The sequence below is a fragment of the Formosa algae genome, assembly GCF_001439665.1.
Classification (GTDB): domain Bacteria; phylum Bacteroidota; class Bacteroidia; order Flavobacteriales; family Flavobacteriaceae; genus Formosa; species Formosa algae.
Genome location: NZ_LMAK01000011.1, coordinates 13513 through 39476, shown reverse-complemented (window position 1 = coordinate 39476; position 25964 = coordinate 13513). Strand labels below are relative to the sequence as shown.

The window sequence follows — 25964 nt, the reverse complement described above, 5'->3', positions numbered from 1 at the left end:
ATCCAGAATGAGTAAATCAATAAATCTATTGAGAAACTTAAAGAAAGAAGGCTTAATGCATATTGTAATATGGGCAATTTTTTTGTTTTTATTCTTTCTGCAAGTCTATTTTAATACAGGTAATTTCCCCATTACGTTTTTAAATTTCTTAGTGGTTGGGATTATAGTATTCTATGTAAACTATTTATTTTTAGTTCCTAAATTTCTGCTTAACAAAAAGAAATCATACTATTTAACTTCTGTAATTGCTTTAGTACTTTTTGGTGTAATTCTTTTAGAATTTATTCTTCCAAAACCGTCTACACTTCACCACTTAGCAGATCTAAATGGTTATGATAAGCCAAATTTTAAATTTTTTAGGTTTGGTTTACCTTTATTTTTCAACCTCATTTTAGTGGTTATTGGTACAGCCATTAAAATGTATTCTGAATGGGATAAGAATATACAACTTCAAAAAGAAATCGAATCTCAGAAATCTTCAGCAGAATTACATTTCTTAAAAAATCAATTGAGTCCGCACTTTCTATTTAATTCGTTAAATAGTATTTACTCCTTAACTAGCAAAAAATCTAACGATGCGCCAGAAGCCGTTATTACTCTTTCAGAGTTGATGCGTTATATGCTATATCAAGCAGATAATGATTTTGTGAAGCTTAGTGACGAATTAGATTATATTCAGAATTATTTAAAATTACAGCGATTAAGAATTGCTCGTAATCAAGATGTCACACTAAACATTAGAGGAAGTGTGTTACAACAAAAAATTAGACCTTTATTATTAATTTCGTTTATAGAAAATGCCTTTAAATACGGTACAGATTTTAAAGGAAATACATTTGTATGTATAGAAATTAATGTTAATGGTAACGATTTAAATTTTAAAAGTATTAACTTAATAGGCAATAGAAAACAAGATCCAGAAAACTCTGGCATCGGGTTGCAAAACACCAAAGAACGTTTACAATTGCTATATCCTAATCAACATAAACTAGAAATAGAAGAAGTCAGTAATCAATTTATAGTACATTTAAACTTAAATTTAACGGTATGAAATGTATAATTATAGATGATGAACCTTTAGCGATAGATATTGTTGAATCGTATTTAAATCAAATAGGTGGTATAGATATTATAGCCAAATGCACCAATCCTTTAGAAGCCATTACACAGCTTAATAAGCAACATGTAGACTTGGTCTTTTTGGATATTGAAATGCCAAACCTTAGCGGTATAGATTTAGTAAAATCTATTGAAAATTTACCTCAATTTATATTTACTACAGCTTACCCGCAATATGCCTTAGATGGTTTTAATTTAAATGCTACAGATTATTTAGTAAAACCCATCCCGTTTCATCGCTTTATAAAAGCGGTTGCACGTGCAAAAGAAAAGTATGAGTTATTAAATCTAAAACCCGCTATTGCTACACCTAATGCTGAAACAAACATTTTAAAACCAGAAAATGATTTTATTTTTGTGAAATCGGAATACGAGAATATAAAAATAAAGACTGAAGAAATTACTTATATTCAAGGTTTAAAAGATTATATTAAAATACATATTGAAGGTACCAATAAAGCTGTAATTACATTATTAAGCTTTAAAGATATGTTGGAAAAATTACCTCGAAACAATCATTTTTTACGTGTACATAAGTCCTTTATCGTAAATGTAAATGCTATAAGAGCATTACAAAAAACCAAGATTGTTCTTCAAAACGATATGAGAATTCCGATTGGAGAAACGTTTAAAAAAGAGGTTTTAGAACGTTTAGGTGTTTAAACCTAGTTCTGCTTTTATATCTAGTATTGGTAGAGATTCACCTGGTTCTAATCCGTTTAAATGAATATCTCCAACGCGAACACGAACTAAACGTAAAGTAGGAAACCCAACTGCAGCTGTCATTTTACGAACTTGCCTAAACTTACCTTCATTTAAAGTAATGGAAACCCAAGACGTAGGTCCATGTCTATCATCTCTTAATTTTTTGCCACGTTCCGGAAAATTAGGAATGGTATTTAACTTAAAAGCAGGACAGGGTTTGGTTATATATTTCTTCCCATTAATACCTATTTCGACACCTTGTTTTAAAGCTTCTAAAGCCGTTTCTGTAATATCTCCATCAACTTGTGCATAATATTCTTTATCGATTTTAGAGCTGTTTATTAGGTAACTTATTTTCCCATCTGTGGTCAATAACAATAACCCTTCAGACGCTTCATCTAAACGACCAATAGACATGGTGCCTTCAGGAAAATCTCCTAATTCACCAAGGAGCTTTTTGCTATTTTTTTTCTTCCCATTAATAATAAACTGACTTAAATAACCATAAGGTTTAAATATTTTGTAGTGATGATCCATAACTTTAAACAGAAGCTTTTAAAATTTTAAATACTAGATCTTTAGTTAGTTTTTCTCCGGCAGATTTTTCTCTAATAACATCAAAAGACACTCTAAAATCACAACCCGATTTAAAAGCGCTACAACCGTAAGCTGTTTTTCCTTTCACAACGTTTCCTTGATTACATTTTGGACAGGTTAAGGTGTCCGGAATTTCCTTTTTTGGTTCCTTTTTTACCCCTAACTTAGGTTCTAAAACCAATTTAAAATCATCATCAAAACGTAATAAGCCTTCAACTTTTCCAGCTTCAGTTTTAAAGCCTTTTAGATTTACAGTCGATCCTTTTTGAAGTAATCGAATATATTGTTTTTCGGATATTTTTTTATCATTAAAAGCAAAGGGTAATACAAATTTACAACCCGATTTAAAAGCACTACAGCCGTAAGCTGATTTTCCTTTAATTAAATGTCCTTGTTTACATTTCGGACAAGTTTCTGCTAAAATCCCTGCATTTTGATTGGCTTCAACTTTTGCAGCTTTCTTTTTAACCGTGGCTTCATAAGAAATATTGGCACGCTTGGTTTCACTTCTCACCTCGTAAACCAATTCGTCCACCATGCGTTTCATGTTATTTATAAATGTTCCTGCATTGTATTTGCCTTTCTCTATATCTTTCAACTGTTTTTCCCACAGTCCCGTAAGTTCTGCCGATTTTAATAATTCATTTTGAATAATATCAATCAATTGTACACCTGTAGTAGTGGGTAAAATTTGCTTTTTATTACGGACTATATATTTACGTCGAAATAATGTTTCAATAATATTGGCACGTGTAGACGGTCTTCCAATACCATTTTCTTTCATGAGTTCACGCAAATCATCATCATCTACTTGTTTGCCTGCTGTTTCCATGGCACGTAGGAGGGAAGCCTCTGTAAACTGATTGGGTGGTTTGGTTTGCTTTTCTAAAAACGACGGTTCGTGAGGGCCTTTTTCTCCTTTTACAAACGTGGGTAAAATACCGGTTTCTTTCTTTTCTTTATCGGGAGATTCAAAAACAACGCGCCAACCTTTTTTTAGGATTTCTTTACCAGTGGTTTTAAAATTAACTTCTGCAGCTTTACCTATAACGGTGGTGTTAGAGACCGAACAGTCGTCGTAAAACACAGCAATAAATCGTTTTACAATAATATCGTAAACCTGTTGCTGATTGTATTGTAAATTAATCTGAATTCCCGTAGGAATAATAGCGTGGTGATCGGTAACTTTTTTATCGTTGAATACTTTAGCCGACTTCTTAATTTTTTTCCCTAAGAGCGTTTCGGTTAAAGTATTATATTTTGTTAATTTCTGAAGAATACCGTGGACTTTAGGGTACACATCATTTGGTAAGAATGTCGTATCTACTCTAGGATACGTCACTACTTTTTGTTCGTATAGTTTCTGAACAATCTTCAAGGTTTCATCTGCCGAAAACCCGAACTTCGTATTGCAATACACCTGTAAACCCGTTAAATCAAATAATTTAGGGGCATATTCTGTACCTTTCTTTTTTGTAATTGATACAATTTCAAAATCGTCTTCTTTAACCTTATTGGCAAGAACTTCTCCGTCTTCCATTTTAAGGAAACGACCTTCTTCATAACTAAACAGCGTATCGCGATACATGGTTTGTAATTCCCAATACGGTTGTGGTTTAAAGTTTTCAATGTCTTTAAAACGATTAACCACCATCGCTAAAGTTGGTGTTTGTACACGTCCGATAGACAAAACTTGCTTATATCCGCCATGTTTAACGGTATATAATCGGGTGGCATTCATACCTAATAACCAATCTCCAATCGCTCTAGAAAATCCGGCATAATATAAATTATCGTATTGTTCAGAGGGTTTTAAATGCTCAAAACCTTCTTTTATGGCTTCTGTAGTTAATGAAGAAATCCATAAACGCTCTACTTTACCTTTATATTCCGCTTGATCTAAAACCCAACGTTGTATTAATTCTCCTTCCTGACCCGCATCCCCGCAGTTTATAACCACTTCGGCTTTATCAAATAATCCTTTAACAATATTAAATTGTTTTTGTATTCCTGAATCTGAAGTCACCTTAGTTTTAAACTTTTCAGGAAGCATGGGTAAATTGTTTAAATCCCAACTTTTCCAATGTGGTTTATAATCGTTAGGTTCAAACAAAGTACATAAATGTCCAAATGTATAGGTTACCGCATAACCATTACCTTCGTAATATCCATCACGCTTAGTATTAGCACCTAAAACAGAGGCGATTTCACGAGCTACACTTGGCTTTTCAGCGATACATACTTTCAAAATAGTAATAATTTAAGGAGTTTAAAAGGTGGCGAAAAATACTAATTTTTACGGACATATTACTGCCATTTCGCGCTTTGATTCGTGTTGAAAATATTTAAGTTTTAAAAGGAAATATCCCATTGTACTCTAAAACGTAATCCGTTATCATAATTAACTCCCAAGGGATCTTGAAAATTGAAATACGTCACCTCAGAAGTTAATTTATTTCGATGCCCTTTAAAAAACCAGTTAAACGCCAAAACAAATTCTTCTTCTAAATTATTGGATAAATCTGTATTTGGAATGTAATACGCATAACGTCCTGCAATTTCTAATGGTTTTGGAAACTTAGGCCAGATATTATGAAAAAAGTATCCTGTTTGAAAATACGCACCTTTTAAAGTTGTAGTTTCATTATTCACAAAATCGTGAATTTCTTTAGAATGAAATTCATTTTGCCAAGACAAACCTTTATACATAAATGCAGTTTCTAATAAATATTGATTTGCTTTGTATTGTCCGTCTACACCGTCTTCAAACCCTTCTAATTGTCCGCCGCCTGCTTGCGAAAACCGTGTGTATGGACTTCTATTTGTAGCTGCTGCTACAGCAATTAAACCGGTGAAGTTATCATGATAAGCCAAGTCTGATCCTGTAAAACTTAACTCACGCCCTAATAAATTATATTGCAAACGCCCAACATACATTAAATGATTATCGTCGTTTTCTGAAGCTCCACGTCCAGTTCCTGTTAATACCGAAGCGTTGTATGTAAAATCTGTATATTTACTAGGTGCTATTCTACCATAAAATTCAACACCCTGTTGTCTATCAAGCGTAAAAGGGCGTGTTAAAATAGAACGGTCTGCCATTTGTTGTTTTCCAGAAGAAATTACACGTTCTCTATTATAATACGTTTTCCATTGTCCTACTTTAATGTTAAAAAATGAATACTTTTCAATCATCACTCTAAAATCCATCAGATTACTAGCAGATAATTCGTATTCCCAATAGTATTTTAACCAAGATTGAAACGCATGACCGCCCACTTTTAAACGTGCTCTATTAATTTTAAAAACAGTTTCCTTATCCGAGTAAATCTCATCGTAAGTTACGGGGTTTAAATCACTAGGCGTGGAGAATCTAAACTGTAAACGTGATTCGATATGAAGTGCAAATTTTTCGTCGGCAGTTTTAAATTCAAATCCTTCGTCTGTATATTCAATGTTAATATTTTGTTCTTTTACAGCCGATGAATCATTAGTTTGAATATTGTCTTCCTGTCCGTAACTGAAAGTAGTGAACAAAAGGAATATGAATGAATAAAAAGTTGGTTTGATAAGCTTTTTCATATATGATTAATAGGCATTACGAATTTAATAAACTCTTTTTTAAAAGAATACACATTTTTAATTATCTATAACACTTAGTGCTAAACGAATTTTAAAGTAATCCAACTGTTCATCAAAGTAGTCGTAATATGCTTTTAATGAAGTCGATCCTTCAATAGTTGCTTTAGCTTTTTTAACATCTTCAACTTCGCGTTTAGATACAAAATCGTAAATATTTATATCTTTCCCATCACTATGAAGCTTGGCAATATGGGAATAAATAGTAGTATCTCTTAGTTTACGTTGCATGGAAATTTCTTCTATAGACAAGCCTTTTTTATACAAGTCGTAGGTCACTAAATGTGTCGCACGTTTTTTCTCTTTCTTGGGTTTCGAACCCAAGAATTTCATAATTTCTTCTATAAATTCATCTCCATAGGTTTCCGCTTTATGTTGACCAACACCACTAACATCCATTAAATCCATGATGCTCATTGGGCGATCGCGTTCCATTTCTATCAACGTTTTATCACTAAAAATAAGATAGGCCGGAATATTTTCTTCCTTAGAAATCTTATAACGCAATTGGCGTAAACGCTCAAATAGTGAGTCTGCGGCAGCTTTAGAAGCACCACGCTTCACTTTAGTACGTTTTGGTTTTTCTGCAACTTTAGGTTCTGCAATATGTACAGGTCGTGTTAAAGAGACTTTTGCGCCTTTAAATAATACATTTTTAGAGAATTCGGTGAGATGTAAGGCATTATTTTTATGGAAGGCAATCTCACAATACCCTTGATTTATAAGTTGAATGATAAAATGCTGCCAATCTTTCCAAGCGATATCTTTACCAATACCAAAAGTTTTTAATTTGTCGTAACCTTTCTCTAAAACATTAGCATTATGCGAACCGCGAAGCACATCTAAAATGGTTCCTATCGCTTCTTGTTCTTTTAAACGATACACTGCAGATAGTATTTTCTGAGCAATGATAGTACCATCGAAAATTTGTGGCGGATTTTTACAAACATCACAATTCCCGCAATTGGTTTCTAACAATTCCCCGAAGTAACTCAGTAAAATTTTTCGTCTACAAGTTGTGGCTTCACTAAACTGCTTCATACGTTCTAATTTTGCAATTTGAACATCTTCATTAGCAGCTCCTGAAGCAAATCGTCTTAGCTGAATCACATCAGCATAACTATGAAAAAGTAGGGCATGAGCCTGTAAACCATCACGGCCACCACGACCAATTTCTTGATAATAGCCTTCAATGTTTTTAGGCATATTATGATGAATTACCCAGCGGACATTTGATTTGTCAATTCCCATTCCAAACGCTACAGTGGCGCAAACCACTTGAGTAGTATCGTACACAAAATCTTCTTGAACTTTACTGCGTTCATCAAAGCTAAGTCCTGCATGATAAGCCGTAGCTGGAACACCATTACTATTTAATTTTTTAGCTAGTTCTTCGGTGTTTTTTCTACTTAAGCAATAAATAATCCCAGATTCATTAGGGTGTTTTTTGACGAAACTGATAATCTGTTTCACTTTTTCTGTTCCCGAACGTACTTCTAAAGAAATATTTTGCCTATCGAAAGACGAAATAAATTGTTGTGCATTTGGAATTTGAAGCTGATCTAAAATATCCTGACGCGTGGCTTTATCTGCCGTAGCCGTTAGCGCAATAATTGGAATATTGGGTAAAGATTTTTTTAGAAATCCGAGTTGTTGGTACGACGGACGAAAATCGTGTCCCCAAGACGATATACAATGCGCTTCGTCTATAGCAATACAACTTACATAACGGGCATTTAAAATATTAGAGAGCCCCGATAGACTTTCTGGTGCGACATACAGTAATTTTAATTCTGCCTTTACTACTTGCTCTAAAATGGCTTCTTGTTCTACTGCAGACTGGCTGCTATTGTAAAAATTAGCAGCAATACCATTGGCTTTTAGTCCGTCTACTTGATCTTTCATTAATGCAATTAACGGAGAAACAACTATAGTTAATCCCTCAAAAAGCAAGGCTGGGACTTGAAAACACATTGATTTTCCGCCTCCAGTTGGCATAATAACCAAGGCATCATTACCTTCAAGAACATATTCAATAATATCTTGCTGTTGAGCACGAAAACCATCGTAACCAAAGTGTTTTTTTAAAGTGGGAAGTAAAAGATTTTTATAATTGGGTATGGGCATGCGTTTTATTTTCGAAACGCAAAATTACGGGAAACAACTTATAAAACAACAAAACATTTTTTTTAATTTCTACTGAAATAATTTGTTTCATTCCATTTAATTCCTTTAAATTTGAAGTATAAAATAAACTTTAGGAGTAACTATTTAATAGTTTGAGAAATATCCTTTGAACCTGAAGCTGTTGATACAGCCGGAGGAAAAAGTTAAGTCTTTTCAAAATCATTTCATTAAAACCGATATTCAATTTCGGTTTATCCTTTAAAAGTTTATGGAAAATTATCTAAATCAAGATTATGATATCTATAAACGTAAACAATGCTATTCACCAAGTTGCCGAACATAGTGTTCTAGCAACCATCATTTCTAAACTTAGTCCAATACAAAACGGTATAGCTGTAGCTGTAAACAACACCGTTATACCAAAATCTAATTGGGACAATGTCAAGGTTTCTAATAATGATAACATCCTGATTATACAAGCGACTCAGGGCGGATAGACACGTTTATTTTTTACATATCACATACTTAATGTACTGTAATTAATTCGGTGCAATCGCTTTACCGATTGCATCTTAATGTAATGAATACCATGAAGAAAAAAGACACTGCACCAAAAAACGGAGTCACGAGACAGCCATTCCCAAGTTCGAAAAAAGTGTACGTTCAAGGCACATTATTTCCTGAACTACAAGTTGCTATGCGAGAAATCACGCTAAGTGACACGGTTGACTCAATGACAAAACAAAAAACACCAAATCAGCCTGTAACGGTTTATGATACTTCCGGACCATATACAGATCCTGCAAAAAATATTAATGTACATAAAGGGATTGAACGCATTCGAGAACCTTGGGTATTACAACGTGGAGATGTAGAACAATTAGAATCGTTTTCATCGCAATATTGTAACGAAAGGTTGGCCGATACGAGTTTAGATCACTTACGGTTTTCTGATCTTAAAAAACCGTTACGTGCCAAACCTGGTAAAAATGTATCGCAAATGCATTATGCCAGACAAGGGATAATCACACCAGAAATGGAATATGTAGCCATTCGTGAAAATCAGAAAATTGATGAAGCAATCCGCTTATCTAAACAGCATGGCGGACAAGATTTTGGAGCATCTATTCCAGAAAAAATCACACCAGAATTTGTGAGAGAAGAAATTGCTCGTGGTCGTGCAGTATTACCTTCTAATATTAATCACTCTGAAAGTGAACCGATGATTTTAGGTCGAAATTTTTTAGTGAAAATTAATGCCAATATTGGGAATTCTGCTACGACATCTAGTATAGAAGAAGAAGTTGAAAAAGCGGTTTGGGCGTGTCGTTGGGGCGCCGATAATATTATGGATTTATCAACTGGTGAAAATATTCATGAAACGCGTGAATGGATCATTCGTAATTCACCTGTACCTATCGGAACCGTACCCATTTATCAAGCTTTAGAAAAAGTAAATGGTAAAGCCGAAGATTTAACATGGGAGATTTTTAGAGACACGCTAATAGAACAAGCTGAGCAAGGTGTCGATTATTTTACCATTCACGCGGGTGTCCGTTTGCGTTATGTGCCTATGACAGCAAAACGCATTACAGGAATTGTGTCTCGTGGTGGATCAATCATGGCAAAATGGTGTTTGGCTCATCATAAAGAAAGTTTTTTATACACCCATTTTGAAGAGATTTGCGAAATCATGAAAGCTTACGATGTAGCCTTTTCTTTAGGAGATGGCCTACGCCCAGGTTGTATTGCCGATGCGAATGACGAAGCGCAATTTGCAGAATTAGAAACACTGGGAGAACTGACAAAAATTGCATGGAAACATGATGTACAAACCTTTATTGAAGGTCCTGGCCACGTACCAATGCATATGATAAAAGCGAATATGGACAAGCAGTTAGAGGCTTGCGAAGAAGCACCTTTTTATACTTTAGGTCCGTTAACCACAGATATCGCACCGGGTTATGATCATATAACTTCAGGAATTGGAGCGGCTATGATTGGCTGGTTTGGTTGTGCCATGTTATGTTACGTGACACCTAAAGAGCATTTAGGTCTGCCTAATAAAGACGATGTCCGTACAGGCGTAGTCACTTATAAACTAGCAGCTCATGCGGCGGATTTAGCTAAAGGTCATCCTGGAGCTCAACATCGCGACGATGCCTTAAGTAAAGCGCGTTTTGAATTTAGATGGGAAGATCAGTTTAATTTGGCTCTCGATCCAGAATTGGCACGCGAATATCATGATGAAACATTGCCTGCAGAAGGTGCTAAAATTGCCCATTTTTGTTCGATGTGCGGACCAAAATTCTGTTCGATGAAAATTTCACAAGAAGTCCGTGATTTTGCTGCGGTAAACGAGGTGAAAGGTGATGAAGTGTTTGCAAAAGGGATGGAAGAAAAAGCACAAGAATTTAAAGACAAAGGAAGCGAAGTGTATCTTTAAAACCGAATCTGTGATGCTGAACTCGATTCAGCATCACATTAAGAAAAAGAACAATATATCAAAACAACCTAAACTTGTGAGATTCTGAGTCAAACTCAGAAAAACAAAACCTTTATAATAGAAAATATCTTAATATGATTGTACTTATAGCGCCAGAAACAGATGTTCCAAACGAAATTGAAATTCTACATCAGTTATTTAAAGCGGGTTTAGAATATTACCATCTAAGAAAGCCTAACAAAACTTTTGATGAACATGTAACTTATTTAAATCAGATAGATGCTCAATATCACAACAGAATTGTAGTGCATTATTATCATGAATTGGTAAATACATATCCTTTAAAAGGCATTCATTTTCAAGAGCAAAAGCGCATAGATCATATCGATAATCCTGGTCAGTATTTTAAAAATCTGAACATGTTTGGTAAAACTATAAGTTCATCCTTTCATGAACCAGACCAACTTGAGACGTGTTATTTCGAATTCGATTATCATTTATTAAGCCCAGTGTTTTCATCTATATCAAAACAAGGTTATGAAGGTCGCGGCTTCGATGTGAATCATATTGATAAAACAATCATTGGTATGGGCGGCGTTACCGATTCAAACATTGAAACATTTAAACATTTAGGCTATAAAGGTGTAGGTGTTTTGGGTGGTATTTGGAATAATGAAAGTCCTGTAGACGTATTTAGAAAAATGCAGAAACAGTTTTGAAATTAAATTTCAAAATAATGAGACCCTGAACAACTTTCAGGGTGACGGTATATTCAACTTTTAGAAATAGAATGTTGTTTTCGTCGTCATGCTGAACGCGTTTCAGCATCACATAAAGTGAAATATTATTGTGAATTGAAACGAATTCAAGTTCACAACACAGAAAGAATATAATATTAAAACAGAGCATATTATTCCAACTAAAGCTAAAAACACATGATAAAAAACAATACCATGCAACCCATTAACAATTGTATTCTAACTATAGCCGGGCTCGATCCTTCCAGCGGTGCCGGTATTACGTCAGATATTAAAACATTTGAAGCTCATGGGTTGTATGGCTTATCGGTGTGTACTGCGGTAACAGTTCAAAATGATATTAATTTTAAAGATTGTGTTTGGATTGAATCGCATATTATTATCAAACAAATTGAAACCTTGTTTGAGCGCTTTTCAATTGGAGTCGTTAAAATTGGTATTATTGAATCTTGGTCTGTATTATCTAAGGTTACAGAGACCGTGGTTAGGTTAAATCCAAATATCAAGATTATTTTAGATCCTATTTTAAAAGCGAGTTCAGGCTTTGAGTTTCATGAGTCAACAGACATAGATGTGTTTAGCGCTATTTTAGAAAAGTGTTATTTTATAACACCCAATTATAACGAAATCCAGAATTTGTTTCCTCGTAAAACCATTTCAGAAACTATTGCTTTTATTTCTGCACAAACCAATATTTATTTAAAAGGAGGGCATAGAAACGATAAAAAAGGCTGGGATGAAATTTACCACAGTGGTATTGTACAAATCAATTTTAAACCAGGACCACACGCCGTTCATGATAAACACGGGAGTGGTTGTGTATTATCTGCAGCATTAGCCTCTTATGTTGCAAAACAATTACCTTTAGAAGATGCTTGCAAATTAGCAAAACAGTATGCAGAGTATTTTTTAAGTTCTAACAATTCCTTATTAGGAACGCATAATTACAATAATTTATGATTAGCAAATTACATTATATTACACAAGGAGATACAGCAGAACAACACCTAGAATACATACAAAACGCTTGTAGTTCTGGAGCAGATTGGATTCAGCTACGTATGAAGAATTTTGATGAAGCTGTAGTATTAGAGACGGCAAAAAAAGCGAGAGAAATCACCATGCATTTTCAAACCCGCTTAATTATAAACGACTTTTATAAAATTGCTAAAGCTGTAAATGCAGATGGTGTGCATTTAGGGAAAGATGATGGTTGCCCACTAGAAGTTCGCGAGTATCTAGGAAAATGGTATCGCATAGGTGGTACTGCCAATACACTAGAAGATTGCAAAACCCTTATTGATAAAAAAGTAGATTATATTGGTTTAGGACCGTTTAGATTTACCACTACAAAATCTAATTTGGGACCAATATTGGGTGTTAATGCGTATCAAGACATTGTGAATAAACTAGATTCCGACATGCCAATTATTGCCGTTGGAGGGATTACATTAAGTGATATACCAGAACTTATATCTACCGGTATTCATGGTGTTGCGGTATCTACAGACATCACAAAAAACTTCAATACCATCTCTCAATTTAATACTGGTTTAAACGGTCCGAGTACACAAGAACAAGTTTATAAAATGAATAAAACAGACGATGATGCATGATAATTTAACCATTGCAGACAAAACCTTTAGTTCTCGATTATTCACAGGAACAGGTAAATTCAGTAATTCTGAATTGATGAGATCTGCCATTTTAGCTTCAGAAAGTGAACTAGTAACGGTGGCTTTAAAACGTGTTGATACTACTGATAATAAAGATGATATCTTAACTCATTTAAATCATTCATCTATACATTTATTACCTAATACCTCTGGAGTAAGAACAGCTGAAGAAGCTGTGTTTGCTGCTAATTTATCTCGAGAAGCTTTAAATACAAATTGGATAAAATTGGAGATTCATCCAGATCCAAAATATTTATTACCGGATCCTATTGAAACATTAAAAGCTGCTGAAATACTTGTTAAGGAAGGTTTCGTAGTTATGCCATATATTCATGCCGATCCGGTATTGTGCAAACGTTTAGAAGATGTGGGTGTGCAATGCGTGATGCCTTTAGGAGCGCCTATTGGAAGTAATAAAGGTTTAAAAACTTTAGAGTTTCTAGAAATTATTATTGCCCAAAGTAATGTCCCTGTAATTGTAGATGCAGGAATAGGGAGTCCGTCGCATGCTGCTCATGCCATGGAATTAGGTGCAGATGCTGTGCTTGTTAATACAGCTATTGCAGTATCTCAAAACCCAGTTGACATGGGAATATCGTTCAAATTGGCAGTTCAAGCTGGACGTATGGCTTTTAATGCTAAACTAGCTCCATCCAGACAAACCGCAGAAGCTAGTAGTCCGCTAACAAGTTTTCTAAATATCTAAACCATGTCTACTTTTAAAACCATTTTAGATACTTATAACTGGGAAGATACTTTAGGTAGCATTAATGCTAAAACCGAACAAAATGTCTTAACAGCATTAGCTAAAACGACTCGTGATTTAGAAGATTTTAAAGCTTTAATTTCTCCGGCGGCTCAACCGCATTTAGAAACCATGGCGCGACTCAGTCAGCAGATTACTAAAAAACGTTTTGGCAATACCATACAAATGTATGCACCTATGTATCTGAGTAACGAATGTCAAAACATTTGTACGTATTGCGGATTTAGTATGACCAATAAGATTCCGAGAAGAACCTTAACAGATGCTGAAATTTTAAAAGAAACGGCCTATTTAAAGTCGAAAGGTTATGATCATATCCTATTAGTTACAGGAGAAGCCAACCGTACCGTAGGTGTTGAATATTTGAAACATGCCATTCAATTAATACGGTCTCAATTTTCAAATATTACCATTGAAGTTCAACCTCTAGATCAAGATGAGTACGAATTACTCATTGAGCATGGATTGTATGCCGTATTAGTATATCAAGAAACTTACCATCGTGACGAATACAGAAAGCATCACCCTAAAGGTAAAAAATCTAATTTCGATTATCGCTTAGCCACTCCTGATCGCTTAGGGAAAGCTGGAATTCATAAAATAGGATTAGGCAGCTTGTATGGTTTGGAAGATTGGAGAGCAGATAGTTTTTTTACAGCACTTCATTTTAAATACCTTCAGAAAACCTATTGGAAAACAAAATATTCTATGTCATTTCCGCGTTTACGTCCGTTTTCAGGCGGATTAGAACCTAAAGTTGAAATGACAGACCGCGATTTGGTTCAACTTATTTGTGCGTTTAGATTATTAGATGAAGATTTAGAATTATCGATGTCGACTCGCGAAAGCGAACTGTTTAGAGATCATATTGTACACTTAGGCATAACCTCTATTAGTGCCGAATCCAAAACCAATCCTGGAGGCTATGTCGTTGAAAAACAATCGTTAGAACAATTTGAAATTTCAGACGAACGCTCTACAGAATCGTTTACAAACATGTTAAAATCACAAGGTTTAGAAGTTGTTTGGAAAGATTGGGAGAACAATTGGCAATAATTATTAAATTTACAGCATGTTATATAAAGAAGAACATTTACAATATAAACGTCATTTAGCTTTAGAGGATATTGGCGTAGAGGGTCAGAATAAATTAAAAGCTTCCAAAGTTTTAGTGGTAGGCGCTGGCGGACTTGGATGTCCAATTTTACAATATTTAACTGCTGCAGGTGTGGGTACTATTGGTGTGATAGACCATGATAGCGTAGATCAAACCAATTTACAACGTCAAGTATTATACGGTTATAATGACATAGGAAAATTTAAAGTGTCCTGTGCTATTTCTAAGTTAGAACAGCTGAATAAATTTGTAAAATTCAAATCTTATATTGAACGTTTAAGCAAGTCTAATGCTATTAAACTGTTTAAACAATACGATATTATTGTAGACGGAACAGACAATTTTAACACACGTTATTTGGTAAATGATGCCGCCGTTCTTGCAGAAAAACCTGTAGTTTTTGGATCTATTTTTAAGTTTGAAGGTCAGGTTACGGTTTATAATTATAAAAACGGACCAACATATAGATGTTTATTTCCTAAAGCATCAGAAGATAGTTTAAATTGTGAAGAAGCTGGTGTTCTGGGAGTTTTGCCAGGTATAGTAGGTTTATTACAATCTAACGAAGTCATTAAAATGATATGCGAAATCGGGGAGGTCCTTTCTGGAAAACTATTGGTTTTTAATGCCCTAAGCATGAGTCAGAATATGTTGACTTACGAAAAAACGGTACATTCTCATGTCACCTATATTGCAGATGTCGAAGAAGATTACAACGTAAATACGTCTATGAAATCGCTAACCTTCTCTGAATATTTAAAGCATAAAGACAATTTATTTGTTTTAGATGTCCGTACAGAAAAGGAGCATAATATGTTTCATTTGTCTCACGATTATCATATTCCACTTAAAGAATTAAGTCAACGGTATTTCGAAATCGACACTAAAAAATCCATTTTGGTTTACTGCCAATCTGGGAAACGTAGTACTCAAGCGATTGAGATTTTAAAGTCTTTAAAAATTAAAAATAAGTTGTATAATTTAAAAGATGGATTACAGCAGCCTATCTAATTTTACTAGCACAGCATCAGTATATTTTATACTATAAATCGTAAAGTTGAATAGCGTAAAGTATGGGAGTTACCACCAGACTATGAAGCATTTTTTAGTTAAACCATTAGGTTGTTTTACCCAACATAAAGGTGATGTTTTATTGCGCATTACAGATTCTATAAGCTCTAAAAAGCGTGAATACGTAAGCCATGCTATTTGTGTTTCGATAGCGCACAACCAATTTACTTTTTCTGGGATATAAAATTTACAATCTGCAAAGTGATGTAAGTCACCATAATGAACATAAAATCCAGCTATGCATGCAGGATTTAAGGCTTTACACACGTCTTTAGTCTGCATATAAGGCACAAACAATTGAGCTTTAAAATAGACCTGCTGCGACACCGTATCAGTATTTAATTGTAGCGTATTTAAATAATTTAACGTTTCAGGACGATACAGTAAAGGAAGTTGTTTATCTTTTAATTTACTTAATTTATCAACTAAACAATCTTTTCTATTAGGGCCTATCCAATGTTCGTATTCGGTTGTGCCAACTTCCGGATCGTATAAATAGAATTTATACACGATTTCAAGATGTTTGTATGTATTTCCGTGTTTTAAAATACAGTCTAGCTCACCTAAAGTACGTTTCTCTTGCTGTATTTGAATATTCTCTACTATTATTTCAACATCAGGTAATTGGTTTAATTCAAAACTTACAAAACGCTCTACACGTTTTCCTAAACGTAAATTTTCATCTATAATATCATCAAAATTACCATCTTGGATTATAGGCATCTTAAATTGCTCCAAACCTTGCTCAGACATACCTTCCCAAAGTTGCGGTGTATCACGATATCCTAAATATTGTTTGTAAACAGATTTCATACTCTTGTATTTTGAAATATAAATGTAAGGGTTTATATGTAGTCACATGCAACTTTTTCTGCTAACACTTACAAATAATTTCTAAGATTTACCCCGATAATTTATGAACTTTTTCATGACTCTTTGTTAATATAATTACATAAGTGTAAAGCCTTTAAATACATTAATTTGTATGCCATTAACTTTTTATTTACAAACTTTTAGTGAGTGATTTTCAAATAATTAAGTCGTTAATAGTCTCAATTCAAATAATTTCTAGTGAATCATGCATAAAAACCCTAGAAAAGGCCTTATTTTTGCATTCCTTAAAACCTATTATAAATGTCAGTTACAGCTACAGATTTAGCAGAAAGAAACGCCGGAAAAGATTTATATAGTTATCAACGTGGAGCCATAAACAAGATATTTCAATGTTTTGAAGAAGCCGCGGAAGATTACCATTTATTATATCAATTACCTACAGGTGGTGGAAAGACTGTAATCTTTTCTGAAATTGTGAGGCAATACCTAAAGCATCATAATAAAAAGGTGCTTGTAATGACGCACCGTATAGAATTATGTAAGCAAACGTCGGGAATGTTAACCGAGTTTGGTGTCTCTAATAAAGTGATTCATAGTAAAGCAAATTTAGAAGACCAAGCCGACTTTAGTTGTTTTGTAGCGATGGTTGAAACGCTTAATAACAGATTAAATGATGGTAAATTAGATATTTCTGATATTGGTTTAGTGATTATTGATGAAGCGCATTACAACTCTTTCACTAAATTATTTAAGTTCTTCGAAAAATCATTTATTCTAGGGGTAACAGCTACGCCTTTAAGTTCGAATATTAAATTACCAATGAATGATAATTACAACGAATTAATCGTTGGAGAATCTATTCAATCCCTAATTGAAAACGAATTTTTAGCCCGTGCAGAAGTATACTCTTATAATGTTGGACTAACCTCTTTAGTTGTAGGAGCCAATGGAGACTATACTGTAAAATCGTCTGAAGACCTGTACACCAATAGCGATATGCTTGGTAAATTAATTCAGGCTTACGAAGAACGTTCTAAACACAAGAAAACGCTAATCTTTAATAATGGTATTAACACCTCGCTTCATGTATACGATACGTTTAGAGCTGCAGGTTACAATGTCGCACATTTAGACAATACCAATACTAAAAAAGAGCGTAAAAAAATATTAAAGTGGTTTAAAGAAACGCCAGATGCAATTCTAACATCGGTAAGTATTTTAACTACAGGTTTTGATGAGCCTACAGTTGATTCAATTATCTTGAATCGTGCAACAAAATCATTAACATTATACTACCAAATGATTGGTCGTGGATCTCGTATTCTGAAGAACAAATCGAAATTTAACGTGATCGATTTAGGTAATAACTTCCATCGTTTCGGACCTTGGGGAGCAGATTTAGATTGGCAAAAGATATTTAGATCTCCTAATTTCTATTTAGATGGAATTATGAGTGATGAAGAATTAGAAGAGAATTTTAGATACGAAATGCCAGACGAATTACGTGCTGAGTTTGGAAAATCTAACTCAGTCTATTTCGATGTCAAGAAAACGTACATTGATTCTATTAGAAAAGGGGAATCGTCTAAAGTAGTTTTAGAGCGTTCTATTCGTCATCATGCTTATATATGTACTGAAAACAGTGAAGACATGTATGATGCCTTAGATTTAGCTAAAAAACTAGGAGACGATATTGATTATCGTATTCAGCGTTATACCAAATGTATTAGTAAAAGTACATTTAACTTTGTTGAATGGTTACGCGACGATTACCGTAAAAAACTAAGAGCTTATATTCGTGAGAATTTTGATGATTTATTTGAAGAAATTAACGGATTCCCTCCAGAAGAATAATAAAACATAATAAAGGGGTTTAGTAACAAACTAAAACCAATTAACATAAAAAAGGTCATTCCGTTTATTACTGAATGACCTTTTTTTTATGTGTTATAAAAACTTAACACTTATTCTACTGTCGGAAACGACCAAGCTAAAATTCTACTTTTTTTATTACCCTGTTCCATAGCTATGGTTTTATGGGTTGCTTTTAGTTTATCTAACTGCTTTTTCAACTTGCTTAAGTTTTCTTGTTTAGAGACTAAAGTCGTAAACCAATGCACTTGCGATTTAAAAACTACACTTTGCTTAATCATGCGTTTTATAAATAAAGCTTCGCCACCATTACACCACAATTCGTGTGCTTGACCACCAAAATTTAATTCTGCAGGACCGGATTTTTTAAGATTCTTAAGCTTTTGCTTAGTAGTACGTGTTGCTTCTTCTTCAGATCCGAAAAATGGCGGATTACACATGGTAAACGTAAATGTTTCATCAGCTTTAATCACGCCTTCAAAAATATGTGCCGGATCGGGTTGTAAACGTATCTCTATCTTTTTAAGTAATTCTGGTGTTAAGCCTACATTGTGTTTCGCACTTTCTACAGCACTCAAACTCGTATCACAACCCACCATTTTCCAATCGTAAATCTGAGCTCCTAAAATAGGGTAGATGGTATTGGCACCAACACCAATATCTAAACCTTTCACATTTTCAGAATCTTTTTCAACCTCTAAAAGATCGTGTATATGATGAATATAATCTGCACGTCCAGGAATGGGCGGACATAAATATCCCTTAGGAATCCTCCAATCGGTTAAACCGTAATCGGCAATAAGAAGGGCTTTATTTAAATGAAAAACCGCATCACTTTTATCGAAATGAATGGTTTTTTGTTGGGTTAACGGACTAGTAAAAACAAACGATTTTAGTTTAGGATACGCTTGTATTAATGCATCAAAATCGTATGATTTTTTATGCTTATTATTAGAGTGCATAGATATAATTTGCGACAAAGATAAACTAAAATTAAGCAACATTTTAGAATTCGAAAATTGTATTAGAATGCACTTTAAATTAGTATACCTTTGCAAACAGAAATAATTATTATGGCAACATTTAAACACTTAGGTGTAGAACACGAATATATACAAGCTTTAAAAGAACTGGGGATTAAATACCCATCCGATATTCAAGAAAAAGCAATCCCTGTTTTATTAAAATCTAAAACAGATTTTGTTGGATTAGCTCAAACAGGAACTGGAAAAACAGCTGCATTTGGTTTGCCAATGCTTCAAAATATAGATCCAAATTCTAAACATGTACAGGCTTTAATATTAGCACCAACACGCGAACTTGTACAGCAAATAAAAAAGCAGCTCTTTAAATTCACTAAATACTGTGAAGCAAAAATATTTGTTGAAGGCGTTTATGGAGGAGAAAAAATAGACATTCAAATTCAGAATTTAAAACGTACCACACATGTTATTGTAGCTACGCCTGGACGTTTAAACGATTTACTAGACCGTAAAGTCATCGATCTTAGAAAAGTAAACACCGTGATTTTAGATGAAGCCGACGAAATGCTAAGTATGGGCTTTAAAGATGCCCTAACAAAAATACTAGATCATACACCTACGTCTAAAAATACGTGGTTGTTTTCTGCAACTATTCCATCTGGTATACAACACATTATCGATCATTATATGTCCCCAAAAGCGGTTCGTGTGGTGATTAATAAAAATGAACTTGTAAACGCGAATATTTCTCACACCTATATTACTACAACTATAGACCAAAAGCAAAACGTTATTCTTGGACTTTTAGAAGCCAGACCAGACGATCGTGGTATTATTTTCTGTAGAACAAAGGCAGGAACAAACACCTTAACCGAGTTTTTAAAAGAAGAAGGGTTTTCTGTTGAAGCTTTAGAAGGCGATATGCAACAACGTGATCGTGAAAAAGTAATGCGTGCCTTTAAAAAAGGAAATTTACAAGTTCTAATTTCTACAGATGTTTCAGCTCGTGGTATCGATGTAAATGATTTGGCTTTTGTCTTACACCATCAGTTACCAGAACATATAGAATATTATACTCACCGTAGCGGACGTACAGCACGTGCAGGAAAAACAGGACAATCTATTGCCTTAATTTTAGGTAGTGAATTAAAACGCATTCATGAAATGAATAAAGAATTAGGTATTAAATTTAAAGAGATTTCTATATAATATAGAAGGGGCTCGAGCAGAGTCAAGAGCTTTTAAATCTCCATCTCGACTCCGCTCGATGACCTTTATTTTGAAGTTTAATACTGAACTTATTTTTGGGTTATGTTATGAACTCATATGTATTCAGTATATTAAAAGGGTGCTCGAGCGGAGTCGAGAGCTTTAAATCTCCATATCGACTCCGCTCGATGACCTTTATTTTGAAAGTTACATACTCAAAAGCGCTTTTAGTTACACTTAATTACTTAAACACTCTTCGTCATGCTGAACTCGTTTCAGCATCACACTAGTACTGTATTCTAATAAATACTGAATAATATCGGTGTGCCCCTAAACTTAATTTAGGTTAAGAATACTAATATCCATGTACATAATATACTCAAAGGGTGCTCGAGCGGAGTCGAGAGCTTTAAATCTCCATCTCGACTCCGCTCGATGACCTTTATTTTTAAAGCTTTATACTCAAAAGCGCTTTTAGTTATACTTAATTACATAAACACCTCTTCGTCATGCTGAACTCGTTTCAGCATCGCACTAATAATGCATTCTAATAAAATTTGAATTATATCGGTATGACCTTATACTTAATTCAAGGTGATAATATGAATATCCATATAAACAATATACTTAAAGGGTGCTCGAGCGGAGTCGAGAGCTTTACATCTCTATCTCGACTCCGCTCGATGACCATTAATTTGAAAGTTTCATACTCAAAAGCGCTATTAGTTACACTTGTTTAAATAATCACCTCTTCGTCATGCTGAACTCGTTTCAGCATCGCACTAGTACTGCATTCTAATAAAATTTGAATTATATCGGTATGACCTTATACTTAATTCAAGGTGATAATATGAATATCCATATAAACAATATACTTAAAGGGTGCTCGAGCGGAGTCGAGAGCTTTCAAGTCTACATCTCGACTCCGCTCGATGACCTTTAATTTGAAAGCTTTATACTAAAAGCGCTTTTAGTTTCACTTAATTATATAAACACCTCTTCGTCATGCTGAACTCGTTTCAGCATCACACTAATAATGCCTTCTAATAAATACTGAATTATATCGGTATGACCCTAAACTTAGTTTAGGGTAAAAATATTAATATCCAGATACACAATATACTCAAAGGGTGCTCGAGCGGAGTCGAGAGCTTTAAATCTCCATCTCGACTCCGCTCGATGACCTTTAATTTTGAAACTTTATACTGAACTTATTTTTGGGTTATGTTATGAACTTATATGTATACAGTATATTAAAAGGATGCTCGAGCGGAGTCGAGAGCTATTAAATCTACATCTCACTCCGCACGATGCCCATTAATATTCAAGTATAAAATATAAAAGCCTTCAATCTGTAAAAGAATGAAGGCTTTTTAATTAATTATTGGGTACTAAATAAACTATGCGTTTTGTAAAGGCTTAATTATCTTCAATAACGTCTCGGCTACCAATTCAGACGATGCTGGATTTTGTCCGGTAATTAAATTACCATCAGTAATCACATGCACGCCCCAATCATCTCCTTTAGAGTAGGTTGCTCCATTTTCTTTAAGCATGTCTTCAACTAAAAATGGCACGACATCTGTTAATTGTACAGCCTCTTCTTCAGTATTAGAAAATCCTGTCACCTCTTTTCCTTGTACTAAAGGTGTTCCATCTACATTTTTCACGCTTTTTAAAGCAGCTGGAGCATGACATACAAATCCGATAGGTTTATCGGCAGCATTAAAGCTTTCTATTAATTTAATAGACGTTTCGTCATTGGCTAAATCCCAAAGTGGACCATGACCTCCTGGATAAAATACAGCATCATAATCTGCAGCATTTATCGTTGATAATGGCACTGTATTGGCAATGCGATCCTGAGTAACAGCATCTGTTTCAAAACGTTTTGTCGCTGCAGTTGCTGCATCTTCAGTATCACTACTTGGATCTATCGGCGCTTGTCCACCTTTAGGCGTAGCAATTGTAATTTGCGCACCATTATCTAGTAAGGCATAATACGGACTTGCGAATTCTTCAATCCAAAAGCCTGTTTTTTTGCCTGTATTTCCTAAGGTATCGTGAGATGTTAATACAAATAAAATATTCATAATATTTCTGTTTTAAGTTAATAAATAGATGCCTGACTTTTAATAGGCCATGTGGACTATATGCTCGACATCTTCTGGTTTTAGAGATTTGTGTTCTCCTAAACCTAGCCAACCACGTTCTGTAAAACGTTTGGCAATAATTTCTGCAGTACCGTCAAAATCATCAGTGTATTTAGAGAGTTTGGTCTCAATACCCATCTGATTAAAAAAGGATTCTGTTTTTTCGATTGCAGCATAGGCTTTATCATCTATAGAGCCTTCAGTAATGTTCCAAACACGTTCTGCATACTGTGCTAATTTTTCTTTCTTAGCTTCAAAGTTGTATTGATAATGACTTGGTGCAATTATCGCTAAAGTTCTTGCATGATCTATACCATAAAGCGCAGTTAATTCGTGCCCCATCGCATGCACTGCCCAATCTGTCGGCACTCCTTTTTGGATTAATCCGTTTAAGGCCATAGTACAACTCCACATAAAATTAGAAGCCGCATTATAATCTGTCGAATCTTTCAAAATAGTTGGTGCGACTTCTAAAAGCGTTTGCATGATACTTTCAGCAAATCGATCTTGGAGTAGGGCAGCAGCCGGATAAGTCATATACTGTTCTAAAACATGAGTAAAAGCATCGGTTATTCCGTTTACCAATTGGCGTTGTGGAATAGATTGTATCACTTGCGGATCTAGAATAGAGAACTGCGGAAATAATCCCGGTCCGCCCATACCTAGTTTTTCCTTGGTTTCAGCATTGGTAATTACTGCTCCAGAATTCATTTCAGATCCCGTTGCAGGTAAGGTTAAAACGGTTCCAAAAGGCATTCCAACTTCAGTGCGTTTGCTGTCTTTTAAAATATCCCAAGGTGAATCTCCTTCATATAAAGCAGCTGACGATAGGAATTTTGTACCATCAATAACAGAACCACCACCTACAGCTAATAAATACGTGATACTTTCTTCTTTGATCACTTTTAGAGCCTTCATCAAAACCGAATACTCTGGATTGGCAGGAATTCCACCAAACTCTACATGACTGATATCTTTTAAGGCTGTCTTAACTTGATCGTAAATACCATTCTTTTTGATACTTCCACCACCATACAGAATTAATACTCTTGCATCTGTTGGTAATTCTTCGGATAATTTTGAAATTGTATCTTTTCCGAAAATTATTTTTGTTGGATTCTTAAACTCAAAATTGTTCATGATTTTAAATTTTTTATATGTTATTAATCCTACTTGATTTATGCACTACATCGATTCTTTAAGAAAATATAATCTCTAGAATACGTTAGAATAAACGCTTTAACGCATCTATAATATCACTTGGTTCTGAACGTTTTCTATAATCTACATCTACAAAACTCCATTTTACCACACCTTCACGATTTAAAACAAAGGTTGCTGGGATTGGTAACATTGTAGAATTACCATTATTAATTTGTTCTAAATCTAATCCGCGATCTACACGCATATGTTCGGCTAAAAACTCAGGAACTTCCCAAGCCACACCATATTGAAAAGCAACTTTCGCATCCTGATCAGACAATACTCCAAAATCCATAGCACTAATTTCATCTGCGGTCAAACTCTGATCTGGTACTTGCGGACTAATAGCGACTAAGTTGGCACCCAACTCATGGATTTCGCCTAAAATTTCTTGTAATGCTCTAATTTGTAAGCTGCAATACGGACACCAATCACCACGATAAAAGGTAATGACTACAGGACCGTTTTCTAATAAGTTATCTAACGACACCGATTTCCCTCGGGCGTTTGGTAACTTGAATCTTGGTGCTTTTTCTCCAACCTTTATGGCATTATCACCTTGTTCAAAAGATTTAGCCTCTTCAATGGCAGCATCTACGCCTTTCATGAAGTCTGGATTTTTTAATCGGCCTTCTGCTATTTTAGCTTCCGTTTGTTCTCTTAAGTTTTTCATTTTCTAGATATACTGTTATATTTTTACAATCATTTTACCTTTATTCTTTCCGCTGAATAAATCGATAAATGCTTGTGGTGTGTTTTCGAAACCTTCAACTATGGTTTCTGTATATTTTAATTTATCTTCTCCTAACCATTCTGATAATTGCGTCATGGCTTCTGGGAATTTATCGGCATAATTAGAGACGATAAACCCTTGCATTAAAGCACTGTTTTTCACTAAAAACGGCTGTACACTAAGTCCTGTTGGCGCTTCTGTTTTGTTATATACCGAAATGGCACCACATATAATAATACGAGCAAAACGGTTGATGCTAAATAATGCGGCATCAGAAATAGGACCTCCAACATTATCAAAATACACATCTATGCCATCTGGACATGTTTCTTTAATAGCTGCTGCCATATCAGAAGTAGTGTTGTAATTAATTACGTCGTCAAATCCAAAGTCCGCTTTTAACATCTCAACTTTTTCATCTGTACCTGCAATACCAACTACGCGAAGTCCGAGTATTTTTCCTATTTGTCCAACAACACTTCCTACAGCTCCAGCAGCACCAGAGACTAATAAGGTTTCGCCAGCTTTGGGTTTACCAATTTCGTGTAATCCTAAAAAGGCTGTCAATCCAGTCATTCCAATCACGCCTAAATACGCACTCAAAGGAGCACGCTCTGGACTGATTTTATTTAAACCTTCACCGTTAGAAATCTGTGTTGTTTTCCAATCTAACATTCCAGACACATAATCGCCTTCTTTAAAGTTATCATGTTTAGAAGCTTTAACTTGTGCAACAACACCCGAAGCAATCGGTTCGTTTAATTTAAATGGTGGTACATAAGATTTAGCATCGCTCATTCGACCTCTTAAATACGGGTCTACAGATATATATTTAGTCTCTAATAAAATTTCACCTTCAGAAATGTTTAATGTACTATCGTCTTTTTGAAATTCGAAATCTGATAATTTTGGAGCGCCTTCTGGTCTGCTTTTTAATAAAATAGTCTGATTCATAA

22 protein-coding genes and 1 riboswitch are annotated in these 25964 nt (G+C 34.5%); of the genes, 12 read left to right on the top strand and 10 right to left on the bottom strand.

Features of this window, described 5'->3' with window-relative positions; genetic code table 11:
- Positions 1-7 precede the first annotated feature (7 nt).
- Together AST99_RS03715 and AST99_RS03710 are read left to right on the top strand one after the other, a co-directional pair.
- On the top strand, positions 8-1051 hold the full coding sequence (locus tag AST99_RS03715; protein WP_057779292.1) for a sensor histidine kinase: 1044 nt from the start codon (positions 8-10) through the stop codon (positions 1049-1051).
- Positions 1048-1782 carry a LytR/AlgR family response regulator transcription factor gene (locus AST99_RS03710; protein WP_057779290.1) on the top strand — a complete coding sequence of 245 codons (735 nt, stop codon included), beginning with the start codon at positions 1048-1050 and terminating at the stop codon, positions 1780-1782. Before AST99_RS03715 ends, AST99_RS03710 begins: the two co-directional genes overlap by 4 nt.
- Here AST99_RS03710 and AST99_RS03705 read toward each other — a convergent pair.
- The 4 genes from AST99_RS03705 to recQ form a co-directional block, all read right to left on the bottom strand.
- On the bottom strand, positions 1771-2361 hold the full coding sequence (locus AST99_RS03705; protein WP_057779288.1) for a pseudouridine synthase: 591 nt from the start codon (positions 2359-2361) through the stop codon (positions 1771-1773). The two genes, AST99_RS03710 and AST99_RS03705, sit on opposite strands and share 12 nt — an antisense overlap.
- A 4-nt stretch (positions 2362-2365) precedes the next feature.
- Positions 2366-4669 carry a type IA DNA topoisomerase gene (locus AST99_RS03700; RefSeq protein WP_057779286.1) on the bottom strand — a complete coding sequence of 768 codons (2304 nt, stop codon included), beginning with the start codon at positions 4667-4669 and terminating at the stop codon, positions 2366-2368.
- Between the two features lie 104 nt (positions 4670-4773).
- Positions 4774-6003, bottom strand: a complete 1230-nt coding sequence (locus tag AST99_RS03695) for a porin family protein (RefSeq protein ID WP_057779284.1) — start codon at positions 6001-6003, stop codon at positions 4774-4776.
- 57 nt (positions 6004-6060) lie between these two features.
- A complete protein-coding gene (gene recQ / locus AST99_RS03690) occupies positions 6061-8187 on the bottom strand; it encodes a DNA helicase RecQ (protein WP_057779282.1) in 2127 nt (708 codons plus the stop codon).
- 122 nt (positions 8188-8309) lie between these two features.
- Positions 8310-8403, top strand: a riboswitch (TPP riboswitch).
- Positions 8404-8480: 77 nt separating this feature from the next.
- Here recQ and thiS point away from each other — a divergent pair.
- From thiS to moeB, 8 genes are all read left to right on the top strand, one after another.
- On the top strand, positions 8481-8684 hold the full coding sequence (gene thiS, locus AST99_RS03685) for a sulfur carrier protein ThiS (RefSeq protein WP_057779280.1): 204 nt from the start codon (positions 8481-8483) through the stop codon (positions 8682-8684).
- A 92-nt stretch (positions 8685-8776) separates the two neighbouring features.
- A complete protein-coding gene (thiC, locus tag AST99_RS03680; protein ID WP_057779662.1) occupies positions 8777-10633 on the top strand; it encodes a phosphomethylpyrimidine synthase ThiC in 1857 nt (618 codons plus the stop codon).
- Positions 10634-10767: 134 nt separating this feature from the next.
- A complete protein-coding gene (locus AST99_RS03675) occupies positions 10768-11352 on the top strand; it encodes a thiamine phosphate synthase (RefSeq protein ID WP_057779277.1) in 585 nt (194 codons plus the stop codon).
- Between the two features lie 216 nt (positions 11353-11568).
- Positions 11569-12351, top strand: coding sequence for a hydroxymethylpyrimidine/phosphomethylpyrimidine kinase (locus AST99_RS03670; protein ID WP_083495594.1), 783 nt, complete (start codon positions 11569-11571; stop codon positions 12349-12351).
- Positions 12348-13007 carry a thiamine phosphate synthase gene (thiE, locus tag AST99_RS03665; RefSeq protein ID WP_057779275.1) on the top strand — a complete coding sequence of 220 codons (660 nt, stop codon included), beginning with the start codon at positions 12348-12350 and terminating at the stop codon, positions 13005-13007. Before AST99_RS03670 ends, thiE begins: the two co-directional genes overlap by 4 nt.
- On the top strand, positions 13000-13773 hold the full coding sequence (locus tag AST99_RS03660) for a thiazole synthase (protein WP_057779658.1): 774 nt from the start codon (positions 13000-13002) through the stop codon (positions 13771-13773). The genes thiE and AST99_RS03660 overlap by 8 nt, the downstream gene beginning before the upstream one ends.
- Positions 13774-13776: 3 nt before the next feature.
- Positions 13777-14889: a 2-iminoacetate synthase ThiH gene (gene thiH / locus AST99_RS03655; RefSeq protein WP_057779273.1), complete on the top strand. Its 1113-nt coding sequence runs from the start codon at positions 13777-13779 to the stop codon at positions 14887-14889.
- Between the two features lie 16 nt (positions 14890-14905).
- Entirely contained in the window at positions 14906-15961 is a 1056-nt protein-coding gene (moeB, locus tag AST99_RS03650; RefSeq protein WP_057779271.1) for a HesA/MoeB/ThiF family protein, read from the top strand.
- A gap of 69 nt (positions 15962-16030) precedes the next feature.
- Here moeB and AST99_RS03645 read toward each other — a convergent pair whose 3' ends face one another.
- Complete coding sequence (locus tag AST99_RS03645) at positions 16031-16834, bottom strand: DUF1853 family protein (protein WP_057779270.1); 804 nt, start codon at positions 16832-16834, stop codon at positions 16031-16033.
- 321 nt (positions 16835-17155) lie between these two features.
- Here AST99_RS03645 and AST99_RS03640 point away from each other — a divergent pair, with 321 nt between their 5' ends.
- Entirely contained in the window at positions 17156-18709 is a 1554-nt protein-coding gene (locus tag AST99_RS03640; protein WP_057779267.1) for a DEAD/DEAH box helicase, read from the top strand.
- Between the two features lie 110 nt (positions 18710-18819).
- Here AST99_RS03640 and rlmF read toward each other — a convergent pair whose 3' ends face one another.
- Entirely contained in the window at positions 18820-19689 is an 870-nt protein-coding gene (gene rlmF / locus AST99_RS03635) for a 23S rRNA (adenine(1618)-N(6))-methyltransferase RlmF (RefSeq protein WP_057779656.1), read from the bottom strand.
- 111 nt (positions 19690-19800) lie between these two features.
- Here rlmF and AST99_RS03630 point away from each other — a divergent pair, with 111 nt between their 5' ends.
- Positions 19801-20919, top strand: coding sequence for a DEAD/DEAH box helicase (locus AST99_RS03630; RefSeq protein ID WP_057779265.1), 1119 nt, complete (start codon positions 19801-19803; stop codon positions 20917-20919).
- Between the two features lie 1400 nt (positions 20920-22319).
- On the opposite strand, the gene AST99_RS03625 is transcribed toward AST99_RS03630, so the two are convergent.
- From AST99_RS03625 to AST99_RS03610, 4 genes are all read right to left on the bottom strand, one after another.
- Positions 22320-23012 (bottom strand): type 1 glutamine amidotransferase domain-containing protein, encoded by a 693-nt coding sequence (locus AST99_RS03625; RefSeq protein ID WP_057779263.1) that lies wholly within the window; start codon positions 23010-23012, stop codon positions 22320-22322.
- 39 nt (positions 23013-23051) lie between these two features.
- Positions 23052-24212: an iron-containing alcohol dehydrogenase gene (locus AST99_RS03620; RefSeq protein WP_057779257.1), complete on the bottom strand. Its 1161-nt coding sequence runs from the start codon at positions 24210-24212 to the stop codon at positions 23052-23054.
- A gap of 85 nt (positions 24213-24297) precedes the next feature.
- On the bottom strand, positions 24298-24948 hold the full coding sequence (locus tag AST99_RS03615) for a peroxiredoxin-like family protein (protein ID WP_057779256.1): 651 nt from the start codon (positions 24946-24948) through the stop codon (positions 24298-24300).
- 15 nt (positions 24949-24963) lie between these two features.
- Positions 24964-25962, bottom strand: coding sequence for an NADP-dependent oxidoreductase (locus AST99_RS03610; protein WP_057779254.1), 999 nt, complete (start codon positions 25960-25962; stop codon positions 24964-24966).
- Positions 25963-25964 lie beyond the last annotated feature (2 nt).